The following is a 23,145-nucleotide window of genomic DNA, read 5'->3' on the forward strand; positions in this document are numbered from 1 at the left end:
GGCGAACTGACCGGTCACCCCGATCACCGACCGCACCGCCTTGGCCTCGGCCACCACATCATGCCCGGCCACCCTCACCGTGCCACTGTCGGCGCCGGTCAACGTGGTCACAATGTTCACCGTGGTGGTCTTACCCGCCCCATTGGGACCCAACAGCGAGAAAATGCTGCCCACCGGGACATCCAGATCAATGCCATCCAGCACGACCTTGTCCCCGAACCTCTTCCGCAAACCGGAAACCGAAATCGCTGAACTCGTCATGGCACCACCATCCCGACCCCAGCCGCCACACCCCTGACACACCCCTGACACCACCACTGACACCGCGTTGCCGCAGGTCAAAGCCCATGCGCCGACCCGACGGTGGAAAATGCTGTTGACCTCGAGCGCGGTCCAGCTTCGAGACTGGGGGTATGCGAAGGACGACGCTGGGACCGTTCGAGGTGAGTCGGTTGTGTCTGGGCGCGATGCTCATGGGCGGGGCGACTCCGGCCGACCAGGCGCGCGCCATGGTGGATCGGTTCGTGGATTCGGGTGGCAACTTCGTCGATACCGCGGACGTCTACGGGGACGGCGCCTCGGAACGCACGCTTGCGCCGTGGCTGGCGCGGCACCGGGACCGGGTGGTGCTCGCGACCAAGGTGCGGTTCGGCGTGTCCGACCCGGGTGGCGAGGGGCTCTCGCCCGAGCGGATCCGGGCGGCCTGCGAGGCGAGTCTGCGCCGGCTCGGGGTGGACACGATCGACCTCTACCAGGTGCACGCACCGGACCCGGCGGTACCGCTGGAGGACACCCTCGCCGCGCTCGACGGCCTGGTGCGGGCCGGCAAGGTCCGGGCGCTGGGTGCGTCCAACTTCCCGGCCTGGCTGCTGGCCTGGGCGGTGGCGACCCAGGACCGGGAGGGCTGGGCGCCGTTCGTCAGCCTGCAGCCGCAATACTCGCTGGTCGAGCGCACCGCAGAGCTGGAGCTGCTGCCGTTGTGCCGGGCCGCCGGGCTGGGCGTGCTGCCCTGGGGCCCGCTCGGCGCGGGCTTCCTCACCGGCCGCTACCGCCGGGACCGGATGCCGGCCGACGGCCGGGTCAGCACCGCGCCCGGCGACCTGGAGGAGGCCGCGGATCGGCGGGCCACCGAGCGCAACTTCCGGGTGGTCGACGCCGCCACCGAGATCGCCGAGCGTCATGGCCGCCCCGTCGCCCAGGTCGCCCTGGCCTGGCTGCTCGGCGTCCCGGGCGTCACCGCGCCGATCATCGGTCCCCGCACCCCCGCCCAACTCGAGGACTTGCTCGGCGCCACCGACCTCGACCTCGAGGATGCCGAGCGCGCTCGGCTGAGCGAACCCGCGCCGCCGCCCGACGTCTCACCCCACCGGATGCTGCGTGACCAGATCGGCCTGCCCGACGTTCCGACACTGCGGCGCCACCGGCCGACCACGCCGACCTGACCGGACCTTGCCTGCCGGCCGATCGGACCACGTTCCGAAGTGGACATACGGCCAGCTCCCGATCACCACGATCGGCCTCTTTCTTCGGCGCGCTGCCCCGAAGATTCCTTCGGTTGATCAGACGAAGATCGAAAGGCGCCGAGCACGCGGGGAAAGCCCAATCTTTTGGGCGATTGCGGATACCGGGGCAGACTCTGGAATTGACAAAAAGGTGCCAGCCACGCCGCGAGATAACCCTTGCGGCCGCTCGATAGGGGCCCTTTGGCCCCTGGCGATCTGTTGGGTGCGTGCGAGATGATTCCCAGGACGCCTGGATTGGCAACTACACCGTTGCTGTGACGGTTGGATCAATGAAGCATCCTCCGGGGAGGAGTTAGTAGCCATGGCTACTCGGGAGGTGCTGCTGCTCTTGAGCGGCGGGATAGCGGCACAGGAGTTTTCGGATCGAGCGTCCGAGGGCTTCCGGATCATCAGCGTATTTCCGCCCAGCATGGTCGTGGCCGAGGTTGACGATCTCGAGGAACTGCAGCGGGATCCGGGCGTCCGGTTCATTGTGGAGGATTCCGTACCGGAAGAAGTCCTCGATGAGCTGACTGAAAGTGAGCAGCTTTTCTTGCAGGGCTGGTTGCTCAAGCGGACCGCGCCGGAGAAGAAGCGCGCGGGTGATCGCCTGCCATGGGACGCGCCCGGTTTTGTCCCACCTGATCCGCCAGCCGACTCAACGTAATCTTTATCCACAGATAAGGCAGACAAATGGCGGGAGACCTTCCGTTAGCCGAGAGCGTCGTGGTGCACCCACGGGCCGATTCCGGAATCGCCGATTCGCTCACCGAGCGCATTAACGACACGGGCGGACGAGTATTACATCGCTTTGGACCGCAAGTACTGATTGGACAACTTACCGAGGGTACTCGTCTTCAGGTATCCGACCTCCACGGCGCGGTAGCGGCCGCCGCACGCAATGCGCCGGATCCGGACGACTTGGCTGACCTGGACGACACCGGCCGACTGGGACTGCAAGCCTTGCGGCTGCGGGAAACGCCTGGGTTCCTACGCGCGAAGGCCCACCGCCCGTTGGCCGGCAAAGGCTGGGGCACGGCCGATGCGATGCCACCCGACGCGCCGTCCGGGACAGCGGGTGCGGCGCCGCCGGATGCGCTGTCGGGCACCGCGACCGCCCTTCCCACCCAAGGCACGACGACGGGGACCCAGAGTCTGGCTCCGGCCGCGGCGCTACCCACCAGTGCCCGAATGACCGGGGTCACCGCCGTCGGCCTCATCATCGTCCAGGGACCGACGGCCGACCTCCAGTTCACCGACGCCGAACGCACCAAGGTGGTGGCCGAGGTGCAGAACGGCCTCGGCTGGCTCGCGACGATGGAACCCGGGGGCAGCGTGAGCTGGTCCTACGAGATCCGGGTGGTGTCGATCACGACGACCAAGGGACCGGACAGCCTTACCTTCGCCGAGAAGGAAGACCGCTGGCGCAACCCCGTGATGGCCGCGCTGGGCTTCAGCGCCGACTTCGCGGGCGTCACCGCCTACGTTCAGGGCCTGCGCAACCGGCTGGGCACCGAGTGGGCCTACTGTGCCTTCTTCACCAAGTACCCCATCGGGCATTTCGCGTACGCCAGTATCGGTGGCCCCCGGCTCGTGATGGACAACGGCGTCGACGGCTGGACCATCGAGAACATGGACCGCGTCTTCGCGCACGAGACCGGCCACATCTTCGGAGCACCCGACGAATACGCATCCAGTGGCTGCAACTGCGCCGGTTCGTGGGGTTTCTACGGCAAGCCGAACACCAACTGCGAAAGCTGCGCACCGGGCGGCGGCACCTCCTGCCTGATGCGGGCGAACGACTGGGCGATGTGTTCCTGGACCCCCGCGCACCTCGGGTTCGGGCCGGTCCCCCTGATGGCCAAGTTCAGCGGCAAGGTGGCCGACTTCTCCGGCGGCTCGACCGCGGCCGGTGCCCAGGCCGTCCAGTCGACCTGGAACGGCGGAGTCAACCAGCAGTTCCGGGCCGATCCGGTCGGCGGCGGCTACTACCGCCTCGTCTCGCTCAGCAGCGGGAATGTCCTCACCGTCGCGGACGCCTCGACCGCCGACGGCGCCAAGATCGTCCAGCAGCCCTGGAACGGTGGCGACAGCCAGTTGTTCCGGCCCGAGGCACTGGGCGACGGCTACTACCGAATCCTGGCCAAGCACAGCGGCAAGGCACTTGACGTGACCGCGGCCTCGACCGCCGACGGCGCCAACCTCCAACAGTGGACCTGGGGTGCCCCGGAGAACCAGCGCTGGCGATGGATCTGGGGACCGATCCGGGCAAAGCACAGCGGGAAGGTCCTCGACGTACCGGCGGCCTCGACCGCCAGCGACATCTCGGTCGCTCAAGATGACTACAACGGCGGGAACAACCAGCAGTTCCGGCTCGACCCGATCGGCGACGGCTGGTACCGGATCGTCGCCCAACACAGCACCAAGGTCCTGGAAATATCCGGCGCCTCGACCAGCAACGGCGCCAAACTCGTCCAGGGCAACTGGACCGGCGGCAACCACCAACTGTTCCGCCCCGAACCGGTCGAGAACGGCTACTACCGCATCGTGGCCAAACACAGCGGCCAGGCGCTCGATGTGCCCAATAGTTCGACCGCCAGCCGGGTCGATGTCGGCCAGTGGCCCTGGAACGGCGGGGACAACCAGCGCTGGAGACTATAGAAATCTTGGCCGGAGCCGGCTTCGCCGGGCGCCGCAGGCGAAGCCGGCTTTCGCTTCCGTCAACTAGGTGGTGCGCTTGCGGCGGGCCAGGTTGGCCCGGCGGGCCTGGGTGCGGTCCTGGTGATCGGCGGCTGGGGCAGGTTGACTGTCGGTGGGGGCGAGCAGGCGGGCCAGGGCGCCGACGGTGGGGGCTTCGTAGAGGACGTGCGGGGCCAGTTCGTCGATGCCGAGGCGGCGCCGGATCCGAACCATGATCTCCACGCCGACCAGCGAGTTGCCGCCCAGTTCGAAGAAGTTGTCTTCGGTGCCGACCCGGTCGAGGCCGAGCAGTTCCGCCCACACCTCGGCGATCGCGGTTTCGACGTCGCCGGCCGGCGGGACGAACGCGACGCTCAGGTCTGGCCGGGCGTGCCGGGCACCTGGCGACGCGGTGCCGGTCGGAGCCGTTGCCACGTCCTGGATCGTGACGTGCGCACCAGCCCGGACCAAACCGGAGAAGTCCTGGGTGGTCACGGCTAGCTGGGGTTGGCCGGTGGCCAGCGCCCGGCGCAGCGACCGCCAGCCCGCCTCGAAGCCGATGCCGAACCTGGCCCGGTAGTCGCGGAAGAACTGAGCCACTTCCGGGCTGTAGCCGGAAAGGCCCGCCTCCCAGCCGTTCCACTCCCACTCACCCCAGTTGACCGCGACGGTCCGCTGGCCGTCCGGACGCTGGGCGCTGGCATGGGCGAACGCGTCGAGGAACGCGTTGGCCGCGCAGTAGTCCACCTGGCCGGGGCCGCCGCCGGTCGCCGAGGTGATCGACGAGAACAGCACCAGGAAGTCCAGCCGGTGGCCGCGCAGGGCCTCGTCGAGGGCGAGGGTGCCGGCGATCTTCGGCGCGAGCGTCTTGTCCACCTCGGCCCTGGTCTTGAACTGCATCAGGCCGACGCCGGGCACGCCGGCGGCGTGCAGCACACCGTGCAGTGCCCCGAACCGCTCGGTCGCGGCGTGGACGGCGGCCGCGGTATCGGCCGTCGCGCTCACGTCGCCGGTGACGACCAGGACCTCGGAGCCCAACTCCTCCAGCAACCGCACGCCGGTCAGGCGCCGCCGAACCTCGGGACCGGTCCGCTCGTCGTCCAGCACGGCATCCCAGGTCTCCCGCGGTGGCAGGCCGGTGCGGCCGAACAGCACCAGGCGGGCCTGACAGGCGCGGGCGAGTTGCTCGGCCAAGGCCAGGCCGATGCCGCCAAGGCCACCGGTGATCAGGTAGACACCCTTGTCCTGCAACGGTTCTGGGTCATCCGCGGCCGGCACCGACTCGTAGTCGAGTAGCCAGCGCCGGCCACCCCGCAGTGCCACCAGGGTGTCCCGATCGCCGTCGGCCAGTTCGGCCGCCAGCGGGGCGGCCAGCCGCTCCGGGTCGGCCAGCTCGGCCGGGTCGAGATCGGTCAGCCGGCAGTGCACTCCCGGATACTCCACCGGAATCAGCCGGGCCGGTCCGAGGACCGGGGCGGTGGCGGGCCGGATCCGTTCGGCTCCGGTCACCCGTTGCGAACCGGCGGTGACGATGTCCAGCGTCCAGCCCTCCGCCCCGACATCGCTGGCCGCCTGGGCGAAGGCGATCAGGCTGTGCGGCCCGGCGGTGATGGCATCGGACACCGAGCCGGCGTCCCCCAGCGTCCACAGGTGCACCACCCGCTCGGGCAGTCCGGCACCGTCGCGGAGCGCACGCAGCAGCGCGCGCAGGTCCGCGCTCTCCCCGGGCCGCACCACGAACCCGGCACCGGTGGCGGCGAAGCCGTCGCCCGGGCGGACCCGGACCACCGAGCCACCAACGGCGACCAGCCGGTCGGAAAGGCGTTCGCACAGCGCGTCGGCCGGCCCGTCGTCGGTGAACACCAGCCAGCGCGCGGCCGGCGCGGCGCCGGTGCGCGGCGCGGTCTGTCGCCAGACCGGCGCGTGCACCCAGCTTTCCTCCGGCAGCAGCGGGAGTTCGGTCAGGGCCGAAGCGGCGGAGGCGGGGGCGGCCGGCCCGGCCGGGCCGGCCGGTGCCGAGGCGGGAGCCAACCAGAACTCCTGCCGCTGGAACGGATACGCGGGCAGCGGCACCCGGCCGGCCTGCCGGCCGCCCTGGTAGGCCGACCAGTCGATGTCCACCCCGGCCAGCCACAGTTGGGCGAGCGCATCGGTCAGCACCCGGTCGTCCGGTCGCGGATCGGCCGCGGCCGGCAGCGTCGCCGACACCAGCGGCCAGCGCTCCCGCGCACAGTCCGGGTGCACCCTGGTCATCGCCCCGAGCGACTGGCCGGGACCGATCTCCAGCAGTGCCGGGTCGGGATCGGCGAGCAGCCGGGCCAACCCGTCGGCGAACCGCACCGGCGAGCACATGTGCCGGGCCCAGTACCGCGGGTCGGTCACCAGTGCCTCATCGGCCAGCTCACCGGTCACGTTGGAGATATAGGGCAACTTCGGTGCTTCCGGTCGCACGTTGGCGGTGACCCAGGCGGTCAGCTCGTCGGCGACCGGATCGAGCATCCTGGTGTGGAACGCATGCGTGGTCAGCAGCGTGGTGCTCGGCACGTCGTCGGTCCGCAGCCGGGCGGCGAAGTCCGCCACCCGCTCCGGCTCGCCACCGATCACGGTGATCTCCGGACCGTTCACGGCCGCGACGTCGATGCCCAGTTCGCCGAGATCGCCGAACCGCTCGGACAGCCACGCCGGCGACCGCGGCACGGCCAGCATCGAACCGGCCGGCTGCTTGGCGATCAGTCCGGCCCGGAAGGCGACCAGGCGCAGCGCGTCGGTGAGCGGGAGAACGCCGGCCAGGCACGCGGCCACGTACTCGCCGAGGCTGTAGCCGAGCATCATCGCCGGGCGCACTCCCCAGCTCATCAGCAACCGCGCAACGGCGTACTCGGCGACGAACACCGCCGGCTGAGCGATCTCGGTGCGGCGCAACGTCTCCCGGTTCGGATCGGTGGCCGCGGGGGTCCGGCCGAGCATGGCGAGCAGCGCGGCGTCCTCGCTGACCGCCGAGCTGCGGTCCGCGGTGAGCAGCGGCAGCAGGTCGACCGCGAGCGTGTCCCGCATGACCTCGACGCATTCGTCCACAATGGAGCGAAGTTCGGGCTCCCGCCGGTACAGCTCGACCACCATGCCCGGATAGTGCTCGCCGACCCCGGCGAACAGGAAGTTCACCGGCCGGTCCCGGTACGGTTCGGCGCGGGCCAGCACACCGGGCGGCAGCGCACGGCCGGCGGCGCCGGCATGGGTGACGATCTCCGCCATCGAGTCGGTGACCCAGGTCCTGCGGTGCTCGAAGGTCTCCCGGCCCAGCTGCAGCGTGTTGGCCACGTCCCGCAACGGGACGTCGGTCCGCCGGGCCAGGTGGTCGACCAGCCGGTTGACCGCCTGGTCGGCCGCGGCGGAGTTGCGTCCGGACACCGCGATCAGCTCGTAGCGTCGGTCCGATCCGTTCGGCGGCGCCGCGGGCTTCGCGGCCGGCGGTGCCTCCTCAAGGACCACGTGCACGTTGGTGCCGCCCATGCCCAGCGAGTTGAGCCCGGCGATCCGCGGCCGGCCGGCCGGGGTTTCCCAGGTGGACAGCTCGGTGTTGACGTAGAACGGGCTGTCCTCGAAGTCGATCTCCGGGCTGGGCCGGCGGAAGTTCAGGCTCGGCGGGATCTGCTTGTGCCGCAGCGCAAGCGTCGTCTTGATCAGGCCGCTGATCCCGGCGGCGGCACCGAGGTGTCCGATGTTGGTCTTCACCGAGCCGATCGGGCAGTACTGCTTGTGCTCGGTCTCGCCGAACGCCCTGGTGAGCGCGGCCACCTCGATCGGGTCACCGAGCGGGGTCGCCGTGCCGTGCGCCTCGACGTAACCGATGTCCTCGGCGGTGACCCCGGCGTTGGCCATCGCGTCGGCCACCACGGCGGCCTGGCCGATCACGCTCGGCGCGGTGTAGCCGACCTTCAGCGAGCCGTCGTTGTTGATCGCCGAACCGCGGATCACCGCGTGCACGGTGTCCCCGTCGGCCACCGCGTCGGCCAGCCGCTTGAGCAGCACGACACCCGCGCCGTCGCCGAACATGGTTCCGCCGGCGTCGGCGTCGAAGGTTCGCACGTGCCCGTCCGCGGACTCCATCCCTCCCGGCACGTAAAGGTGTCCCACCCGGTCCGGGGTGTGGATGGAGACCCCGCCGGCCAGCGCCAGCTCGCACTCGGCGTGGCGCAGGCTCTGGCAGGCCAGGTGCACGGCGACCAGCGCCGTGGAGCAGAAGGTTTGGATGGTCAGGCTGGGGCCGGACAGGCCGAGCTTGTAGGACACGGTGGTGGCCAGCGAGTCCTTGTCGTTGCCGATGACGAACTGGTAGGCGTCCACCTCACCGACGTCCATGGTGCTCGACGCCATCAGGATGCGCAGCAGATAGGTGCTGATGTTGGTGCCGCCGAACACGCCCACCCGGCCCCGGCCGTCACCCGATCCGTAGCCACCGTCCTCCAGCGCCTCCCAGCAGCATTCCAGGAAGGCCCGGTGCTGCGGGTCGGTGATCTCCGCCTCCCTCGGGCTGTACCCGAAGAACGCCGCGTCGAACCCGCGCACGTCGTCCAGCACGGGACGCTTGGGCACGTAGTTCGGGGCGTGCACGGCCTCCGCGGGGACACCGGCGGCCAGCAGCTCCTCAGCGGAGAACGTGGTCACCGACTCCACGCCGGTGCGGAGGTTGTGCCAGAACTGTCCGAGGTCGCGGGCGCCGGGGAACCGGCCGGCCATCCCGATTATCGCGATCTTGTCCGCGTGCTCGGACGCCGGTGCGGGCCGCTCGGCCACCACCGCCGGTGCCTTCGTCTTTTCCCGCTTCTCCGGCGCCGGTTCGGCCGCGGCCATGCCGCCCTTGCGTTCGATGAGCGCGGCCATCGCGTGCACGGTCGGCGCCTCGAACAGGTTCACCGCGGTCACCGCGACGCCGGTGGCCTTCTGCATCCGCTTGACCAGTTGCAGGCCCATCAGCGAGGTGCCACCGAGGTCGAAGAAGTTGTCCCGCGCGCCGACCCGGTCGATGCCGAGCATCTCCTCCCACACGCCGGCCAGGGTGCGCTGCAGCGCGCCGGACGGCGGCACGTACTCCTGCGCGAGGTCGGGCCGGGGCAGCCGGACGCCCGGCGCGCCGCCCGGCACCGCGCTGAGGTCCTTGACCAGCCACTGCCGGGACCGCTCGGGCAGGTCGCCGGCGCTGACCACGGTGCGCGGCAACGGATGCGCGAGCACGTGGTCGAACGCCTCGAGGGCAGCCCGCTCGGACATCGAGTACTCGACCATGGTGGCGCCGAGGTCGCCGATGCCGCCCTCGTCGATCATGGCCGCGGTGGCCGCCCAGGTGTCCCAGTTGATCGCCACCCAGCGCGTCGCGTCGTCGGAGTGCCGGTAGGGCACGGTGTCCAGGAAGGTGTTCGCGGCGACGTAGGGGGCGAACCCGATCCCGCCGAGCACCGCCGACATCGAGGAGAACAGCACCACGAACTCGACCGGCTTGTCGCGCAGCACGTTCTCCAGCGCCACGGTTCCGTCGACCTTGCCGCCGGCCAGATGTGCGTCGACGGCGTCGGCGCCGATCTCGGAGATCGGCCCGAAGGTCTCCGGGGCCGTGTTGGCGGCCAGGTGCACCACGCCGTCCAACCGGCCGTACCGGTCGAGCAGGTCGTCCACCATGCGCCGCAGGGACGCCTCGTCGGTCACGTCCGCGGCCGCCACCTCGACCCGGATCCCGTTGGCCCGCAACAGTTGCACGGCGCGGATGCGCTCGGCGTCCGGATCGTCCGCCGCGAGCCGCCGGTCCCACTCGGCCTCCGGCGGCAAGCCGCTGCGTCCGGCGAGGACCACGGTGTTGTCGCCTGCGGCGCCGATGTGCCCGGCCATCAGCCGGCCGACCGGACCGAGCCCGCCGGTGATCAGGTACACCCCGTCCGGTCGGATGGCGACCGACTCGATGTCCGGTGTGGCCTGGGGTTGGTAGTCGAGCACGTAGCGGACACCGTCGCGCAGGGCCACCGCGCCGGCCTGGTCGGCCACCCGGATGTCGGCGTGCAGGTCGGCCGCTACCGTCTCCGTGGCGGAGCCGGATACGTCGATCGAGCGGACCAGCAGCCCGGCGAACTCCTGGTTGGCCACGATGCACGCGCCGTACACGGTGGCCCGGTGCGGGTCCGGCACGTCGGTGTCGAGCACGGCGCGCGCCGACTCGGTCACCACGGTGATCCGGATCGGGTCGGCCACCTCGGTGCCCAGCACGGCGGTGAGCCTGCACACGCTGTCGAAGCCGAGTTGCCGCGGGTCCCCGTCGTTCAGCCCGAACAGGTGCACGACCTCAGCGGGTGCGCCGGCCTCGGTGAGCAGCCGCTCGTAGTCGTCGGCCTGGTCCGGCCGGATCAGCACGCACTCCCGGCCGTCGGCGGCGAGCCGGGTGGCCAGGGCGGTCCCGACACCGCGCTCGTCGGCGAGGATCCACACCGGGCCGGCCGGTGCCGTGCCGGCCGGCGGGCCGAGCGGGGTCGGTGTCCACACCGGACCGAAGAACCGCTCGGCGGTGGCCGGCGTCTCGACCGGTTCCGCTGCCCGGGCGACCGCACTCGGCACGGGCACCTGGTGCCCGGGCGGGTCGATCCAGTAACGCTGGTGCTCGAACGGGTACGCCGGGACCGACACCTTCTGCGGCGCCCGGCCCTCGTGGTAGGCGGGCCAGTCGATGTCCACACCGGACAGCCACAGCTTGCCCAGCGCCTCGGCGAGCACCTCGGTGTCCGCCCGTGGATCCGCTTCGGCCGGCAGCGTCGGGACCAGCAGCGGCCACCGGTTGGGCGGGCAGTCCGGGTGGTTGCGGGCCAGCGCGCCGAGCGACTGGCCGGGACCGATCTCCACCAGCGCCGGCTCGCCCTCGGCCAGCAGGGTGGCGAGCATGTCGGCGAACCGCACCGTTTTGCACATGTGCTCGGCCCAGTAGCCGGGGTCCCGCAGCTGCCGCTCGGTGATCGGCGCACCGGTCACGTTGGACAGGTAGGGAATGCTTGGTGTGGTGGGGTTCAGGTTCGCCCGGGCCCACGCGGTCAGCTCCTCGGCCACCGGGCGGAGCATGCGGGAGTGGAAGGCGTGCGAGGTGCGCAGCAGCCGGCACGGAACGTCGTGCCCGGCAAGGCGGTCGGACAGCTCGGCCACCGCGGCGGCCGGGCCGGACAGCACGATCATCTGCGCGCCGTTCACCGCGGCCACGTCCAACCCGTGATCCGACCCGACCAGCCGGCCAAGATCCATTGTGGACAGTGGTACGGCGGCCATCGCCCCGGCCGGCAGCCGGGAGATCAGCCGGGCCCGAACCGCCACCAGCCGGGCCGCCTCGTCCAGGGTCAGGGCCTCGGCGAGCGCGGCGGCGGCGAACTCGCCGACGCTGTAGCCGGCCAGCACGCTCGGCCGCACTCCCCAGGCCATCAGCAGCTTGCCCAGCGCGTAGTCGACCGCGAACACCGCAGGCTGAACCACCTCGGTCGCGGACGACGTGTCGTCCTCCGGTGCGCCGGCGCGGCCGAGCAGCCGGGCCAGGTCGCCACCCGCACCGGTCTTCTCATCGGCGGTCAGCTCGGCCAGCGGGTCGCTGCCCAGCTCGGCCCGGAAGATCGCCGCGCACTCGTCGATGGCCGCGCGGAAGACCGGCTCGGTGCGGTACAGCCCGCCGATCATTCCCTTGTAGTGCTCGCCGACCCCGGCCAGCAGGAACCCGACGCCGCGCCCGGTGCTCGCGTCGGCTCGGGCCAGCACCCGGTGCGCGGCCTCGGATCCCAGTGCGTTCGCCGCGTCGGCGCCGTCGGCCACGACGGCGGCCCGGCGCTCGTGGAACACCTTGCGGCCGACCTGCAACGTGTAGGCGACATCGGCGAGATCGACCTCCGGCTCGTCGGAGGACATCGCGGCGGCGAGCCGTTCGGTGGCCGCGGTGGCCGCCGCCGCGGTGCGCGCCGACCACACCAGAACCTGGTGCGGTCGCGCGGGCGGCCGGGACTCGCGGTCGACCGGCTCCGGCTCCTCGAGCACCACGTGCGCGTTGGTTCCGCCCATGCCGAACGCGCTCACGCCGGCCCGGCGGATCCGCTCACTCCTCGGCCATGGGCGCAGCGCGGTCACCACCTCAAGGCGGCCGGCGCTGCGGGCGAGCTGCGGGTTCGGCGTCGCGAAGTTGATCGTCGGCGGGATCTCCTGGTGGTGCAGGGCAAGTGCCGCCTTGATCAGGCCGGTCACGCCGGCCGCCCGGTCGAGGTGACCGAGGTTCGTCTTGGCCGAACCCACCCGGCAGCGGGTCACCTCGGCCACGTCGAACACCTGCTGGAGCGCGGCGATCTCGGCGGCGTCGCCGAGCGGGGTGCCGGTGCCGTGCGCCTCCACGTAGTCGATGTCGGCCGGGGACAGCCCGGCCGCGGCCAGCGCCTCGGCCACCACGCCGGCCTGACCACGCACGCCGGGTGCGGTGAAGCCGACCTTGTTCGACCCGTCGTTGTTCACCGCCCAACCGCGGATGACCGCGTACACCCGGTCGCCGTCGGCCAGCGCGTCCGAAAGCCGGCGCAGCACCACGACGCCGACGCCGTTGCCGAGCGGGGTGCCCTTGCCTTCCGCGTCGAACGCCCGGCACCGGCCGTCCGGCGAGGCCATGCCGGCCTCGGCGTAGTGGTAACCCACCCGCTGCGGCACGGTGATCGCCGCGCCGCCGGCCAGAGCCAGGTCGGACTCACCGGTCACCAGGCTGGTGCACGCGGCGGCCACGGCGACCAGCGAGGTCGAGCAGTAGCTCTGCACGCCGTAGGCCGGACCGGTCAGGTCGAAGGCGTGCGCCACCCTGGTCGCCAGCGAGTCCTTGTCGTTGCCCAGCCCCACGAACACCATCCCGGCGGTTTCAACCAGGTCGGGGTGCGGCGCGATGTTGTTCACCAGGTAGGTGCTGAGCTGGCAGCCGGCGAACACCCCGATCGCCCCGCCGGTCCGGTCCGGATCCACCCCGGCGTCCTCGAGCGCGTGCCACGAGCACTCGAGGAACAGCCGCTGCTGGGGATCCATCACCTGAGCTTCCCGTGCGGCGTAACCGAAGAAGCCGGCGTCGAACAGGTCGACGTCGTCCAGCACGGAACCGACCCGCACGTACGTGGGATCGGCAAGGTGCTCGGCCGGCACCCCGGAGGCGCGCAGCTCCTCGTCGGTGAACCGGGTCATGCAGTCCTTGCCGGTACGCAGGTTGTGCCACAGCTCGCGCACGTCCCGGCTGGCCGGGAACCGGCCGGCCATCCCGACGATCGCGATGTCCGCGGCCAGGTCACCGGAACCGTCGTCCTCGGCCGGGTCGTACGGTTGGAGTTCGCTGGTCATCAGTCCCTCACCTTCGGGTCTTCCTGGCTCGCATCGCGGCCGCGCCGGCCCGCGCCCCCCGGCGCCGCTCCCCTCGCGCCGCACTACCGTCCACCTGGGCCGCCGGGGCGCTGTCCGGCCCGGCGAACAACTCGGCGAGCTGGCCGACCGTCGGCCGTTCGAACAACGTGGCCGCGGCCAGCTCGACGCCGAAATCCTTGGTCAGGCGGTTGACCACGGTGATCCCCACCAGGGACGTGCCGCCCAGCTCGAAGAACGGGTCGTGCACGCCGACCTGTTCGATGCCGAGGCAGTCCTGCCACACCTCGGCGACCCGCTGCTCGACCTTGGTGCGCGGCGCGAGGTACGGGGTGCGCAGCTCCGGCCGGGGGAACCGGCGCCCGTCGGCGGTCCGGGGTGCGAGCTCACCGTCCGGTGTGGACAGTGCGGCCAGGTCCGCGACCACGTCGGGCAACGGCTTGGTCAGCACCAGCACCTGCGGTGCGCCGGCCGCTACGATCCTGGTGAGCGTGTCGGGGCCCTCGTCGTCGGTGATGCCGAACTCGGCGCGGTACTGGCGAACCAGCTCCAGCGCCGGGTTTCCGGCCAGGGTCACCGACTGCCAGGCGTCGAACTGCCAGGCACCCCAGGCCACCGACACCACGCGCTCGGCGACCCGGCCGGTGGCCGAGGCGGCGAACGCGTCGAGGAAGGCGTTGGCCGCGCAGTAGTCGCTCTCGCCGAATCCGCCGATGGTGGCCGCCGACGAGGAGTACAGGGCCAAAAGCTCCGGCGGATCGTCGCGCAGCGCCTCGGCGATCGCCAGCGTGCCGGCGACCTTGGGCGCGAGCACGGCCGCCGCGTCCGCCCTGGTCTTGCTCGCCAGCAGCCCCGCACCGGGTACGCCGGCGGCGTGCACCACGCCGTGCACGACGCCGAACTCCTCGCGCACCGTGTGCAGCACCCGCTTGACCTGATCCGGATCGCTGACGTCCGCGGCCAGCGGGAGCACCTCGGCGCCGGCCGCCCGAAGCTGCCTGATCGCCAGCAGGATGGCGCTGACCTTGTCGTCGGGGTCGTGGCCGGCGAGCCACTCGTCCCACCGGGGTTCTGCGGGCAGTTCGGTGCGGCCGACCAGGGCCAGCCGGGTGCCCAGCGGGGCGAGCCGGCGGGCCATGATCAACCCGAGACCACCCATGCCGCCGGTGATCACGTAACTGCCACCGGTCCGCCAGACCGTGTCATCTCCTGCCGTGTCCGAGAGCATGGGCAACTCGGCCTCCTCGAACCCGCGCACCCAGCGCCGGCCCCGCCGCCACGCGGCGACGTCGGCCGGATCGCCGGCGAGCAGTTCGACCTCGCGCAGCAGGGCCCCGGCGCTTTGTCCGGCCGGTGCCGTGGACTCCAGATCGACGCAGCGGACCCGGATCCGCGGATACTCGGCCGCGATCGACCGGCAGATGCCGGCGATGGTGGCCGGCACCGGGTTGCGCGCGTCCCCGCCGAGCACGTCGAAGGTGTCCGCCACCGCGGCGACCAACTCGACGTCGGTGTTGCCGAGTTTGCGGCCGAGTGCCTGGGCCAGCCACAGCAGGCTGTAGAAGCCTTCGTCCAGCGCCTCTTCGAGGTCCGGTCGGTTCGCCGTGCCGAAGGCATGCACCACCCGAACCGGTTCGTCCGGCGCCACGGTCAGCTCGTCGAGCAACCGCGGGTAGTGCTCCGGCTCGGCCGGATCGAATGCGGGTCCCGGCTCGACCAGCCGAACCCGGTGGCCGGCGGCGGTGGCCTGCTCGGCCAGCCGCGCTCCGAGTTGACCGGCCGGGGCGAACACCAGCAGCTGCGCCGGCCGCGACGGGGACGCGGGCGGCAGCGCATCGTGTCGGCGCCAGGTCGGGGTGTGGCACCGGATCCCGCGCTTGGCGGAGGACACGGCGCCGGTGGCCGGCGTCGCCTCGATGGCCGGCCCTGGCCAGAACCTGGTGCGCTGGAAGGGATAGGTCGGCAGGGTCACCGGCAGGCGCTGGTCGGAATGCCCGGCCGCCCAGGCCACCGTGGTGCCCAGCTCCCACAACCTGCCCATGGCGGCCAGCCACGCCGGGCGGGCGGCATCGCCCGCAAGCACCGGCACCACGGGACGATCCGGGACGTGCCGCGCGGCGAGGTCGGTCAGTGCGCGGCCCGGCCCCGCCTCCACCAGCACGCCGGCCTGCCGGGCGAGCTGGTGCAGGGCTTCCGCGGTGACCGCCCCGAGCCGGCCGTGCCGCTCCGCCCAGTAGTACGGGCTCGCGGCTTGCCCGTCGGTGAGCACCGGGCCGTCGGCCAGGATCACCGGAATGCGTGGCGTGCCACGGGACATCCCGGCGATCTCCTCGGCAAGTCGCTCCACCCCGAGGTCCGGATCCAGGCCGGCAAGGCGCAGCGCGTCGGGCAGGCTGAACACCCCGGCGACGCAGGCGGCCACGACGCCGCCGATCCCCTCGCCGAGCACCGCCGCGGGGGTCACCCCCCAGGAACCCAGCAACGCCACCAACGCGTACTCCACGGCGAACGCCGGGTCCGGCTCGATGCCCAACTGTTCAGCCGCCGCAGCGCACTGCGCCATCGCATCGGCGTACGCCGGCTCGGTGCGGCGCAGCTCCTCGACCGCGTCCGGTCCGACCTCGCCCACGGCCGGGAACAGGAACCCGGTGTGCTGCCTGGTTTCCGGTGCGGGGGTGGCGGTGTCCGGGTCGACTGCCCGGAGCCGGCGCACCGCGTCGGCGGTGTCCCGGCAGACCAGGGTGGTGCGCAGCGGCAACGCGGCGCGACCGGTCTGCATGGTGTACGCGACGTCGGCAAGCTCGAGCTCCGGATGTGCCTCGAGGTGCCCGGCCAGCCGCAGCGCGGACTCGCGCAGACCGGTGGCACCCGCCGCGGACAGCGGGATCGCCTGCCCCGGCCGGGATTCGGCCGGCGGTGCCGCCGGTTCGGCCCGTTCGACGATCACGTGCGCGTTGGTGCCGGACCAGCCGAACGAGCTGACCCCGGCCCGGTTCGGTCCACCGTCGACCGGGGCCGGGAACGGCTGGCGAACCGTGGCCGGCCGCACCGGCCCGTCCAGCGTCACCACCGAGTTCGGCTCGCTCAGGTGGAGGTTGGTCGGCACCTCGCCGTGCTTGACCGCGAGCACCGCCTTGATCAGTCCGGCCATCCCGGCCGCGGCGAGCAGGTGGCCGACGTTGCTCTTCACCGCGCCGACGACGAGCGGTCGCTGCGCCGGCCGTGCCCCGAAGATCTCCCGCAGGGCGCTGAACTCGATGGTGTCGCCGAGCTCGGTGCCGGATCCGTGCGCCTCGACGTAGCCGATGTCGTCCGGGCGCAGCCCGCTGTCGGTGAGCGCGGCCCGGATGACCGCGAGCTGCGCGGCCCGGTTGGGCGCGGTCAGGCCGTTGCTCTGACCGTCCTGGGTGATCGCCGAACCGCGGATCACCGCATGCGCGCGCCGCCCGCCCGCACCGGTGTCAGTGCCGACGTCCGAGGCGCGCCGCAGCACGACCACGCCACAGCCCTCGCCCATCACGAACCCGTCCGCGGCCGCGTCGAAGGACTTGGTCCGCCCGTCGCCGGCGAGCATGCCCATCTTGCAGGCGCCCACGAACACGTCGGGGTGGATGAGCGCGGAGCTGGCGGCGACCAGTGCGAGGTCGCACTCACCGCGCCGCAGGCTCTGCACGGCGAGGTGGGTGGCCACCAGCGACGAGGAACACGCCGTCTCCACGGTGAGGCAGGGCCCGCGCAGATCGAGGTGGTAGGCGATGCGCCCGGCCGCGGCGCTCGGCGAGCCACCGAGCCCGAAGTAGGGGTCGTCGATCGGGGCCGCGCCCTCGGCCTCGGTCTGCCGCTTCAGGTACTGACTGGAGTCGACCATCCCGACGAACACGCCGGTCCGGCTGCCGCGCAGCCGGTCGGCCGCGATTCCGGCGTCCTCCAACGCCTCCCACATCAGCTCCATCAGCAACCGGTGCTGCGGATCGAGCCGCAACGCCTCCTGCGGGGACATCCCGAAGAACGCCGCGTCCCAGCCGGCGATGTCGGCGAGGAACCCGCCGTGCTGCGTGTAGGCCTTGCCCTTGGCCGAGCGGTCCTCGTCGTAGTAGGCCGCGGCGTCCCACCGGTCCGGCGGCACCTCGCGCACCCCGTTCACGCCGTCGAGCAGCGCCCGCCAGTAGCGGTCCGGGTCGTCCGAGCCGCCGGGGAACCGGCATCCCATGCCCACCACGGCGATCGGCTCGTCGGTCACCGCGACGGCACCGGGAGTGGCGACGGCGAGTTCCCGGGGTGCGGCCATCAGCTCGGCCCACAGGTACTCGGCCAGGATCAGCGGGGTGGGGTGGTCGAAGATCAGGGTCGGGGCCAGGTCGAGGCCGGTGGCGGTGGCGAGCCGGTTGCGCAGCTCCACCGCGGTGAGCGAGAAGAAACCGAGGTCCTTGAACGCCCGGCCCGGCTCGATCCCCTCCGTCGAGTCGTGTCCGAGCACCGCCGCGGTCCGGTCCCGCACCAGGTCGAGCAGCAGTTGCTCCTGCTCGGCGGCGGACAGCTCGGCCAGCCGCGCGGCGAGCACCGTTGCGGCGCCGGCATTCCCGTCGTCCGAAGTGGCCGGTGCGAGCACGCGAACCTCGGGCAGCGCGCTGAGCAGCGGGCTCGGCCGGAAGGCGGTGAACCGCGGGGTGAACCGGTCCCAGGCGACGTCGGCCACCGTCACGCAGGTGTCGTCGCGGTCGAGCGCGCGCCGCAGGGCAGCGACTCCCGCGGGCGGCGCCATGGGCAGCAGGCCGAGGTCGCGCAGCGCCGCGCTGGTCTCATCCGTTGCGGCCATGCCGATCTCGCCCCACAGGCCCCAGGCGACCGACGTGGCCGGCAGGCCGCGCGCCCTGCGCTGGTGCGCAAGGCCGTCCAGGTAGGCGTTGGCGGCGGCATAACCGGCCTGGGTACCGCTGCCCCAGGTGGCCGAGATCGAGGAGAACAGCACGAACGCGTCCAGCTCCTCGGCCTCGAACAGCTCGCTGAGGTGTGCGGCTCCGCCCGCCTTCGCCGCCAGCACCGCGGCCAGTTCGGCCATGCTCAGCTCGGCCAACGGCCCGACCTGCAGCGCGCCCGCCGCGTGCAGGACCGCCCGGATCTGCTCGCCGCCCGCGCGGAGTTGCCCGACGAGTGCGGTCACCGCGTCCCGATCGGCGGCGTCGCAGGCGAACACGCTCACCCGCACGCCGGACTCGGCCAGCTGCGCGGTCAACTCGGCCACGCCGGCCGCGCCGGGCCCGCTGCGGGAGGTCAGCACCAGGTGCTCGGCGCCCGCGCCGGCCAGCCACCGGGCGACCTGGGCACCGATCCCACCGGTACCGCCGGTGATCAGCACCGTGCCGCGGGGCGCCCACCGCGCGGTGTGCGGGTCGTCACAGGCGTGCACCAGCCGCCTGCCGAACACGCCGGCCGCGCGGATGGCGACCTGATCCTCCGCCATCCCACCGAGCACATCGGACAGTCCGGCGTCGCCATCGGCCGGGACCGCATCGGGAAGGTCAACCAGGCCACCCCACCGCTGCGGATGCTCGAGGCCGACCACCCGGCCGAAGCCCCACACGGCGGTCTGGGCCGGCGAGCCGACCCCGTCACCGGGACCGACCGACACCGCGCCCCGGGTGGCGCACCACAGCGGCGCCGGCACCCCCGCGTCGCCGAGCGCCTGCACCAGAGCCGTGGTCGCGGCCAGGCCGAAGGGCAGCTCGGGATGCTCCGGGTGCGCGGCCTCGTCGAGAGCCAGCAGGGAGAGCACCCCGCCCGGCCCGGGACCACCGGCCAGGATGGCGCCGATCGCCCGGGCCAGCACCGCGCGATCCGCGTCAGCCACCACGAGTTGGCGTACCTCGACGCCCCGGCCGGTCAGGGACCGGACGGCGCCGCTCACCCAGGGATGATCGGCCTGCCGCTCCGGGATCGCCAGCAGCCAGGCGCCGGTCACCGGTGCCCGCGACGGCGTGGTTACCGGGACCCAGGTCTCCCGGTACCGCCATCCGTCCACATCGGACTCATTGGTGCGCTCCGCGGGCGGCAGGCCCACCGCGCAGGACGGCGCGAACCCGCCGCTGCCGGCGAGCCAGTACGGCTTGTGCTGGAAGGCATAGGTCGGCAGCTCGACCCGGACCGCGCCGCTGCCCTGGAAGTAGGTCCCCCAGGACACCGGCACGCCGCGCACCCAGAGCCCGGCGAGCGCCTCGGCCGGCTGCGCACCGGCCAGGTCGGCGGGGGTGACGGTGACGATGCCCTCGGCGGTGAGCCAGTCCAGACCGGTCGAGCGGTCCGTCCCGGTCAGCCGGTCCAGCCAGTACTCAGGGGTGCGCGCCTGCTCGGTGCCGACCAGCCGGCCGGTCGCATCCGCCACGATCGAGAGCACCGGGTCCCGGTAGGACACCGTGCGCAGCGCCGCGCCGGGGTCGTCGGCGGCGAGCACCGCGCAGGCGTCGGCCAGCGACCACACGCCCGCGACGTGTGCGGCGACGATCTCGCCGAACCCGTCCCCGGTCACGAAGTCCGGGTTCACCCCGAAGGCTTCCAGCAGGCGGAACACCGCGACCCCGGTGGCGAACCGCTCGGCCGGGCCCGGCCAGCACCCCAGCTCGTCGAACTGTGCCCGGACGGCGGCATGGGCCTGTGCGAAGGCCGGAATCCGGTGCAGCCGCTCGGATTCCGGGATCTCCCCGCCGGGGAAGACGACCGCCACGCTCGGCGGACCGAACCCGACCCCCGTGATCAGGTTCGGCGCGGGTTGCCCGGCGGCCACCGCGTCCAGCGCCGCAAGGCAACCCGCCCGGTCGACTGCCGTGATCATCGCCCGGTACTCGTGCGCCGCCCGCGTGGTGGCCAGCGAGAACCCGACGTCCGCCGGCCGCAGCTCGGGCCGGGCGGCCACCTGCTCGCGCAGCCGCGCCGCCTGCGCCCGCAGCGCCCGCTCGCTCCGGCCGGAGATCACCCACGGCACGGAGGCCGGCAGGCCCGCGCCGTCCTCGGCGCCGGGAGCCTCCACCGGCGGGGCCTGTTCGAGGATCACGTGGGCGTTGGTGCCGCTGATGCCGAACGAGGACACCCCGGCCCGGCGCGGCCGGTCGGCCTCCGGCCAGTCCCGTTGGTCGGTGAGCAGCTCCACCGCGCCCGCGGCCCAGTCCACCCGGGAGGTCGGCCGGTCCACGTGCAGGGTCCTCGGCAGCACGCCGTGCCGGAGGGCCTGCACCATCTTGATCACGCCGGCCACCCCGGCCGCGGCCTGTGCGTGGCCGATGTTGGATTTGACCGAACCCAGCCACAGTGGCCGGTCGGCCGGGCGGTTTCGCCCGTAGGTGGCCAGGATCGCCTGCGCCTCGATCGGGTCGCCGAGCGTCGTTCCGGTGCCGTGCGCCTCCACGGCATCGATGTCCTGTGTGGCCAGACCGGCGCTGGCCAGCGCGGCGCGGATCACCCGCTGCTGCGACGGGCCGTTCGGCGCGGTCAGGCCGTTCGACGCGCCGTCCTGGTTCATCGCCGAGCCCCGCACCACGGCCAGCACCCGGTGGCCGAGCCGGTGCGCGTCGGACAGCCGCTCCACCACCAGCATGCCGGCGCCCTCGGACCAGCCGAACCCGTCGGCGGAGTCGGCGAACGCCTTGCACCGCCCGTCCGGTGCCAGACCCCGCTGCCGGGAGAACTCCACGAACACCGCGGGCGTGGCGATCACCGTGGCGCCCCCGGCAAGGGCCAGGTCGCACTCGCCGGCCCGCAGCGCCTGACACGCCCAGTGCAGCGCCACCAGCGACGAGGAGCACGCCGTGTCGATGGTGGCCGCGGGGCCTTCCAGGCCGAGCACATAGGAGATTCGGCCGGACGCCACGCTGCCGGCCGTTCCGGTGCCGATGAGCCCCTCGACCTCCCCGGCGCCCTCGGTCAGCCCGGTGCCGTAGCCCTGCCCGAGCACACCGACGTAGACCCCGGTCTGGCTGCCGCGCAACGAGGTCGGGTCGATGCCGGCCCGCTCGACGGCCTCCCAGGCGACCTCGAGCAGCAGCCGTTGCTGCGGATCCATCGCCAGCGCCTCGCGCGGCGAGATGCCGAAGAACTCGGCGTCGAACTGGGCGGCCTCGGGCATGAACGCGCCGTGCCGCACGTAGGACTTGCCGAGCGCGGCCGGATCCGGGTCGAACAGGTTGTCGACGTCCCAACCACGGTCGACCGGCAGCCCGGAGAGCACGTTCTCGCCTGCGGACACCAGCCGCCACAGGTCCTCCGGCGAGCCGATGCCGCCGGGATACCGGCAGGCCGCGGCCACGATCGCGATCGGCTCGGACCCCCGGGCCTCGACATCGCGAAGCCGAAGGCGGGTCCGGTGCAGCTCACCGGTCACCCGGGTCAGGTAGTCGCGCAGCTTGTCGACATCGGCCACTGGAATCCACTCATTTCGTTTCACAGCCCGAGGTTCTTGTCGATGAAGTCGAAAAGCTCGTCGTTGGTCGACGACTCGAGGCGGGCCACCACGTCGCCGTCATCGGCCGGCGCGGCCACGGCGTCGTCGAGCAGGGCCCGCAACCGGGCCGCGATCCGGCCGCGGACCTCGTCGTCCGCGGCCAGTTCCAGGACCGCGGTCGCCACCCGGTCGAGCTCGGCGAGCAGTGCGTCGGCGCCGTCGGCGCCGTCCTGGACCAGCTCCGATCCCAGGTGCTTGGCGAGGATGCCGGGCGTGGGGTAGTCGAAGACGAGGGTGGGCGGCAGCCGCAGTCCGGTCGCGGCGTTGACCCGGTTGCGCAACTCGACCGCGGTGAGCGAGTCGAAGCCGAGGTCGGTGAAGGCCCGGTTGCGGGTGATCGCCTCGGTGCCGGTGTGGCCGAGCACGGCGGCGACGTTGGTGTTGACCAGATCCAGCAGGGTGCGGTCCCGCTCGGTCGCCGGCAAACCGGCAAGTCGTTGGCGCAGCTCGGAAACCTGCGCCACGGTGGCCGCGGTGCGCCGGACGCGCACCAGGTCCCGCAGGATCGGCGGCACGGCGGTGCCGCCGGCCTGGGCCTGCAGCGCCGCGACGTCCAGCTTCATCGGCACCACCAGCGCCCGGTCCAGCGGGGTGGCGGTGTCGAACAGGGTCATGCCCTCCTCGGCGGACAGCGGTGCGGTTCCGGCCCGCCGCAGCCGAGCCAGGTTCGCCTCGTCGAGGTGTCCGGTCATGCCGCTGGCCTGCGCCCACAGGCCCCAGGCCAGCGCGGTGGCCGGTAGGCCGTTGGCCCGGCGGTGCTGGGCAAGGGCGTCCAGGGCGGCGTTGGCCGCGGCGTAGTTGGCCTGCCCGGGGGATCCCATGATTCCGGCGGCGGAGGAGAACAACACGAACATGGCCAGCTCCATGTCCTTGGTCAGCTCGTGCAGGTTGATCGCCGCATCCACCTTGGGCGCCCACACGGTGTCCAGCTGCCGCGTGGTCAGCGACTCGACCGTGGCGTCGTCGAGCACACCGGCGGCGTGCACGACTCCGGTCAACCCCACCGGCAACCCGGCCAGCAGTTGCCCAAGCGCGGAACGGTCCGCGGCGTCACACGCGGCGATCGTGACCCGCGCCCCGAGAGCGGTCAGC

Annotated in this window: 7 protein-coding genes; 3 read left to right on the forward strand and 4 right to left on the reverse strand. The window is 72.5% G+C overall.

What is annotated here, in order from left to right; genetic code table 11:
* Positions 1-261, reverse strand: a 261-nt coding sequence (locus VFV67_RS24765) for an ATP-binding cassette domain-containing protein (RefSeq protein WP_326473029.1), incomplete at its 3' end; no start/stop codon positions are given.
* 152 nt (positions 262-413) lie between these two features.
* Here VFV67_RS24765 and VFV67_RS24770 point away from each other — a divergent pair.
* From VFV67_RS24770 to VFV67_RS24780, 3 genes are all read left to right on the forward strand, one after another.
* Positions 414-1,442: an aldo/keto reductase gene (locus VFV67_RS24770; RefSeq protein WP_326473030.1), complete on the forward strand. Its 1,029-nt coding sequence runs from the start codon at positions 414-416 to the stop codon at positions 1,440-1,442.
* Positions 1,443-1,824: 382 nt separating this feature from the next.
* The gene (locus VFV67_RS24775; protein ID WP_326473031.1) at positions 1,825-2,169 is read left to right on the forward strand and encodes a hypothetical protein; all 345 of its coding nucleotides are present in this window, start codon (positions 1,825-1,827) and stop codon (positions 2,167-2,169) included.
* Between the two features lie 26 nt (positions 2,170-2,195).
* The gene (locus VFV67_RS24780) at positions 2,196-4,163 is read left to right on the forward strand and encodes an RICIN domain-containing protein (RefSeq protein WP_326473032.1); all 1,968 of its coding nucleotides are present in this window, start codon (positions 2,196-2,198) and stop codon (positions 4,161-4,163) included.
* A 63-nt stretch (positions 4,164-4,226) separates the two neighbouring features.
* Here VFV67_RS24780 and VFV67_RS24785 read toward each other — a convergent pair whose 3' ends face one another.
* The 3 genes from VFV67_RS24785 to VFV67_RS24795 form a co-directional block, all read right to left on the reverse strand.
* On the reverse strand, positions 4,227-13,547 hold the full coding sequence (locus VFV67_RS24785) for a type I polyketide synthase (protein ID WP_326473033.1): 9,321 nt from the start codon (positions 13,545-13,547) through the stop codon (positions 4,227-4,229).
* Positions 13,548-13,554: 7 nt separating this feature from the next.
* The gene (locus VFV67_RS24790; RefSeq protein WP_326473034.1) at positions 13,555-21,972 is read right to left on the reverse strand and encodes an SDR family NAD(P)-dependent oxidoreductase; all 8,418 of its coding nucleotides are present in this window, start codon (positions 21,970-21,972) and stop codon (positions 13,555-13,557) included.
* A 20-nt stretch (positions 21,973-21,992) separates the two neighbouring features.
* Positions 21,993-23,145 (reverse strand): KR domain-containing protein (locus VFV67_RS24795; protein WP_326473035.1); only part of this gene is annotated, 1,153 nt, incomplete at its 5' end.

The sequence above is a fragment of the Actinophytocola sp. genome (assembly GCF_035762905.1).
In the GTDB taxonomy this organism is placed as follows: domain Bacteria; phylum Actinomycetota; class Actinomycetes; order Mycobacteriales; family Pseudonocardiaceae; genus DASYTH01.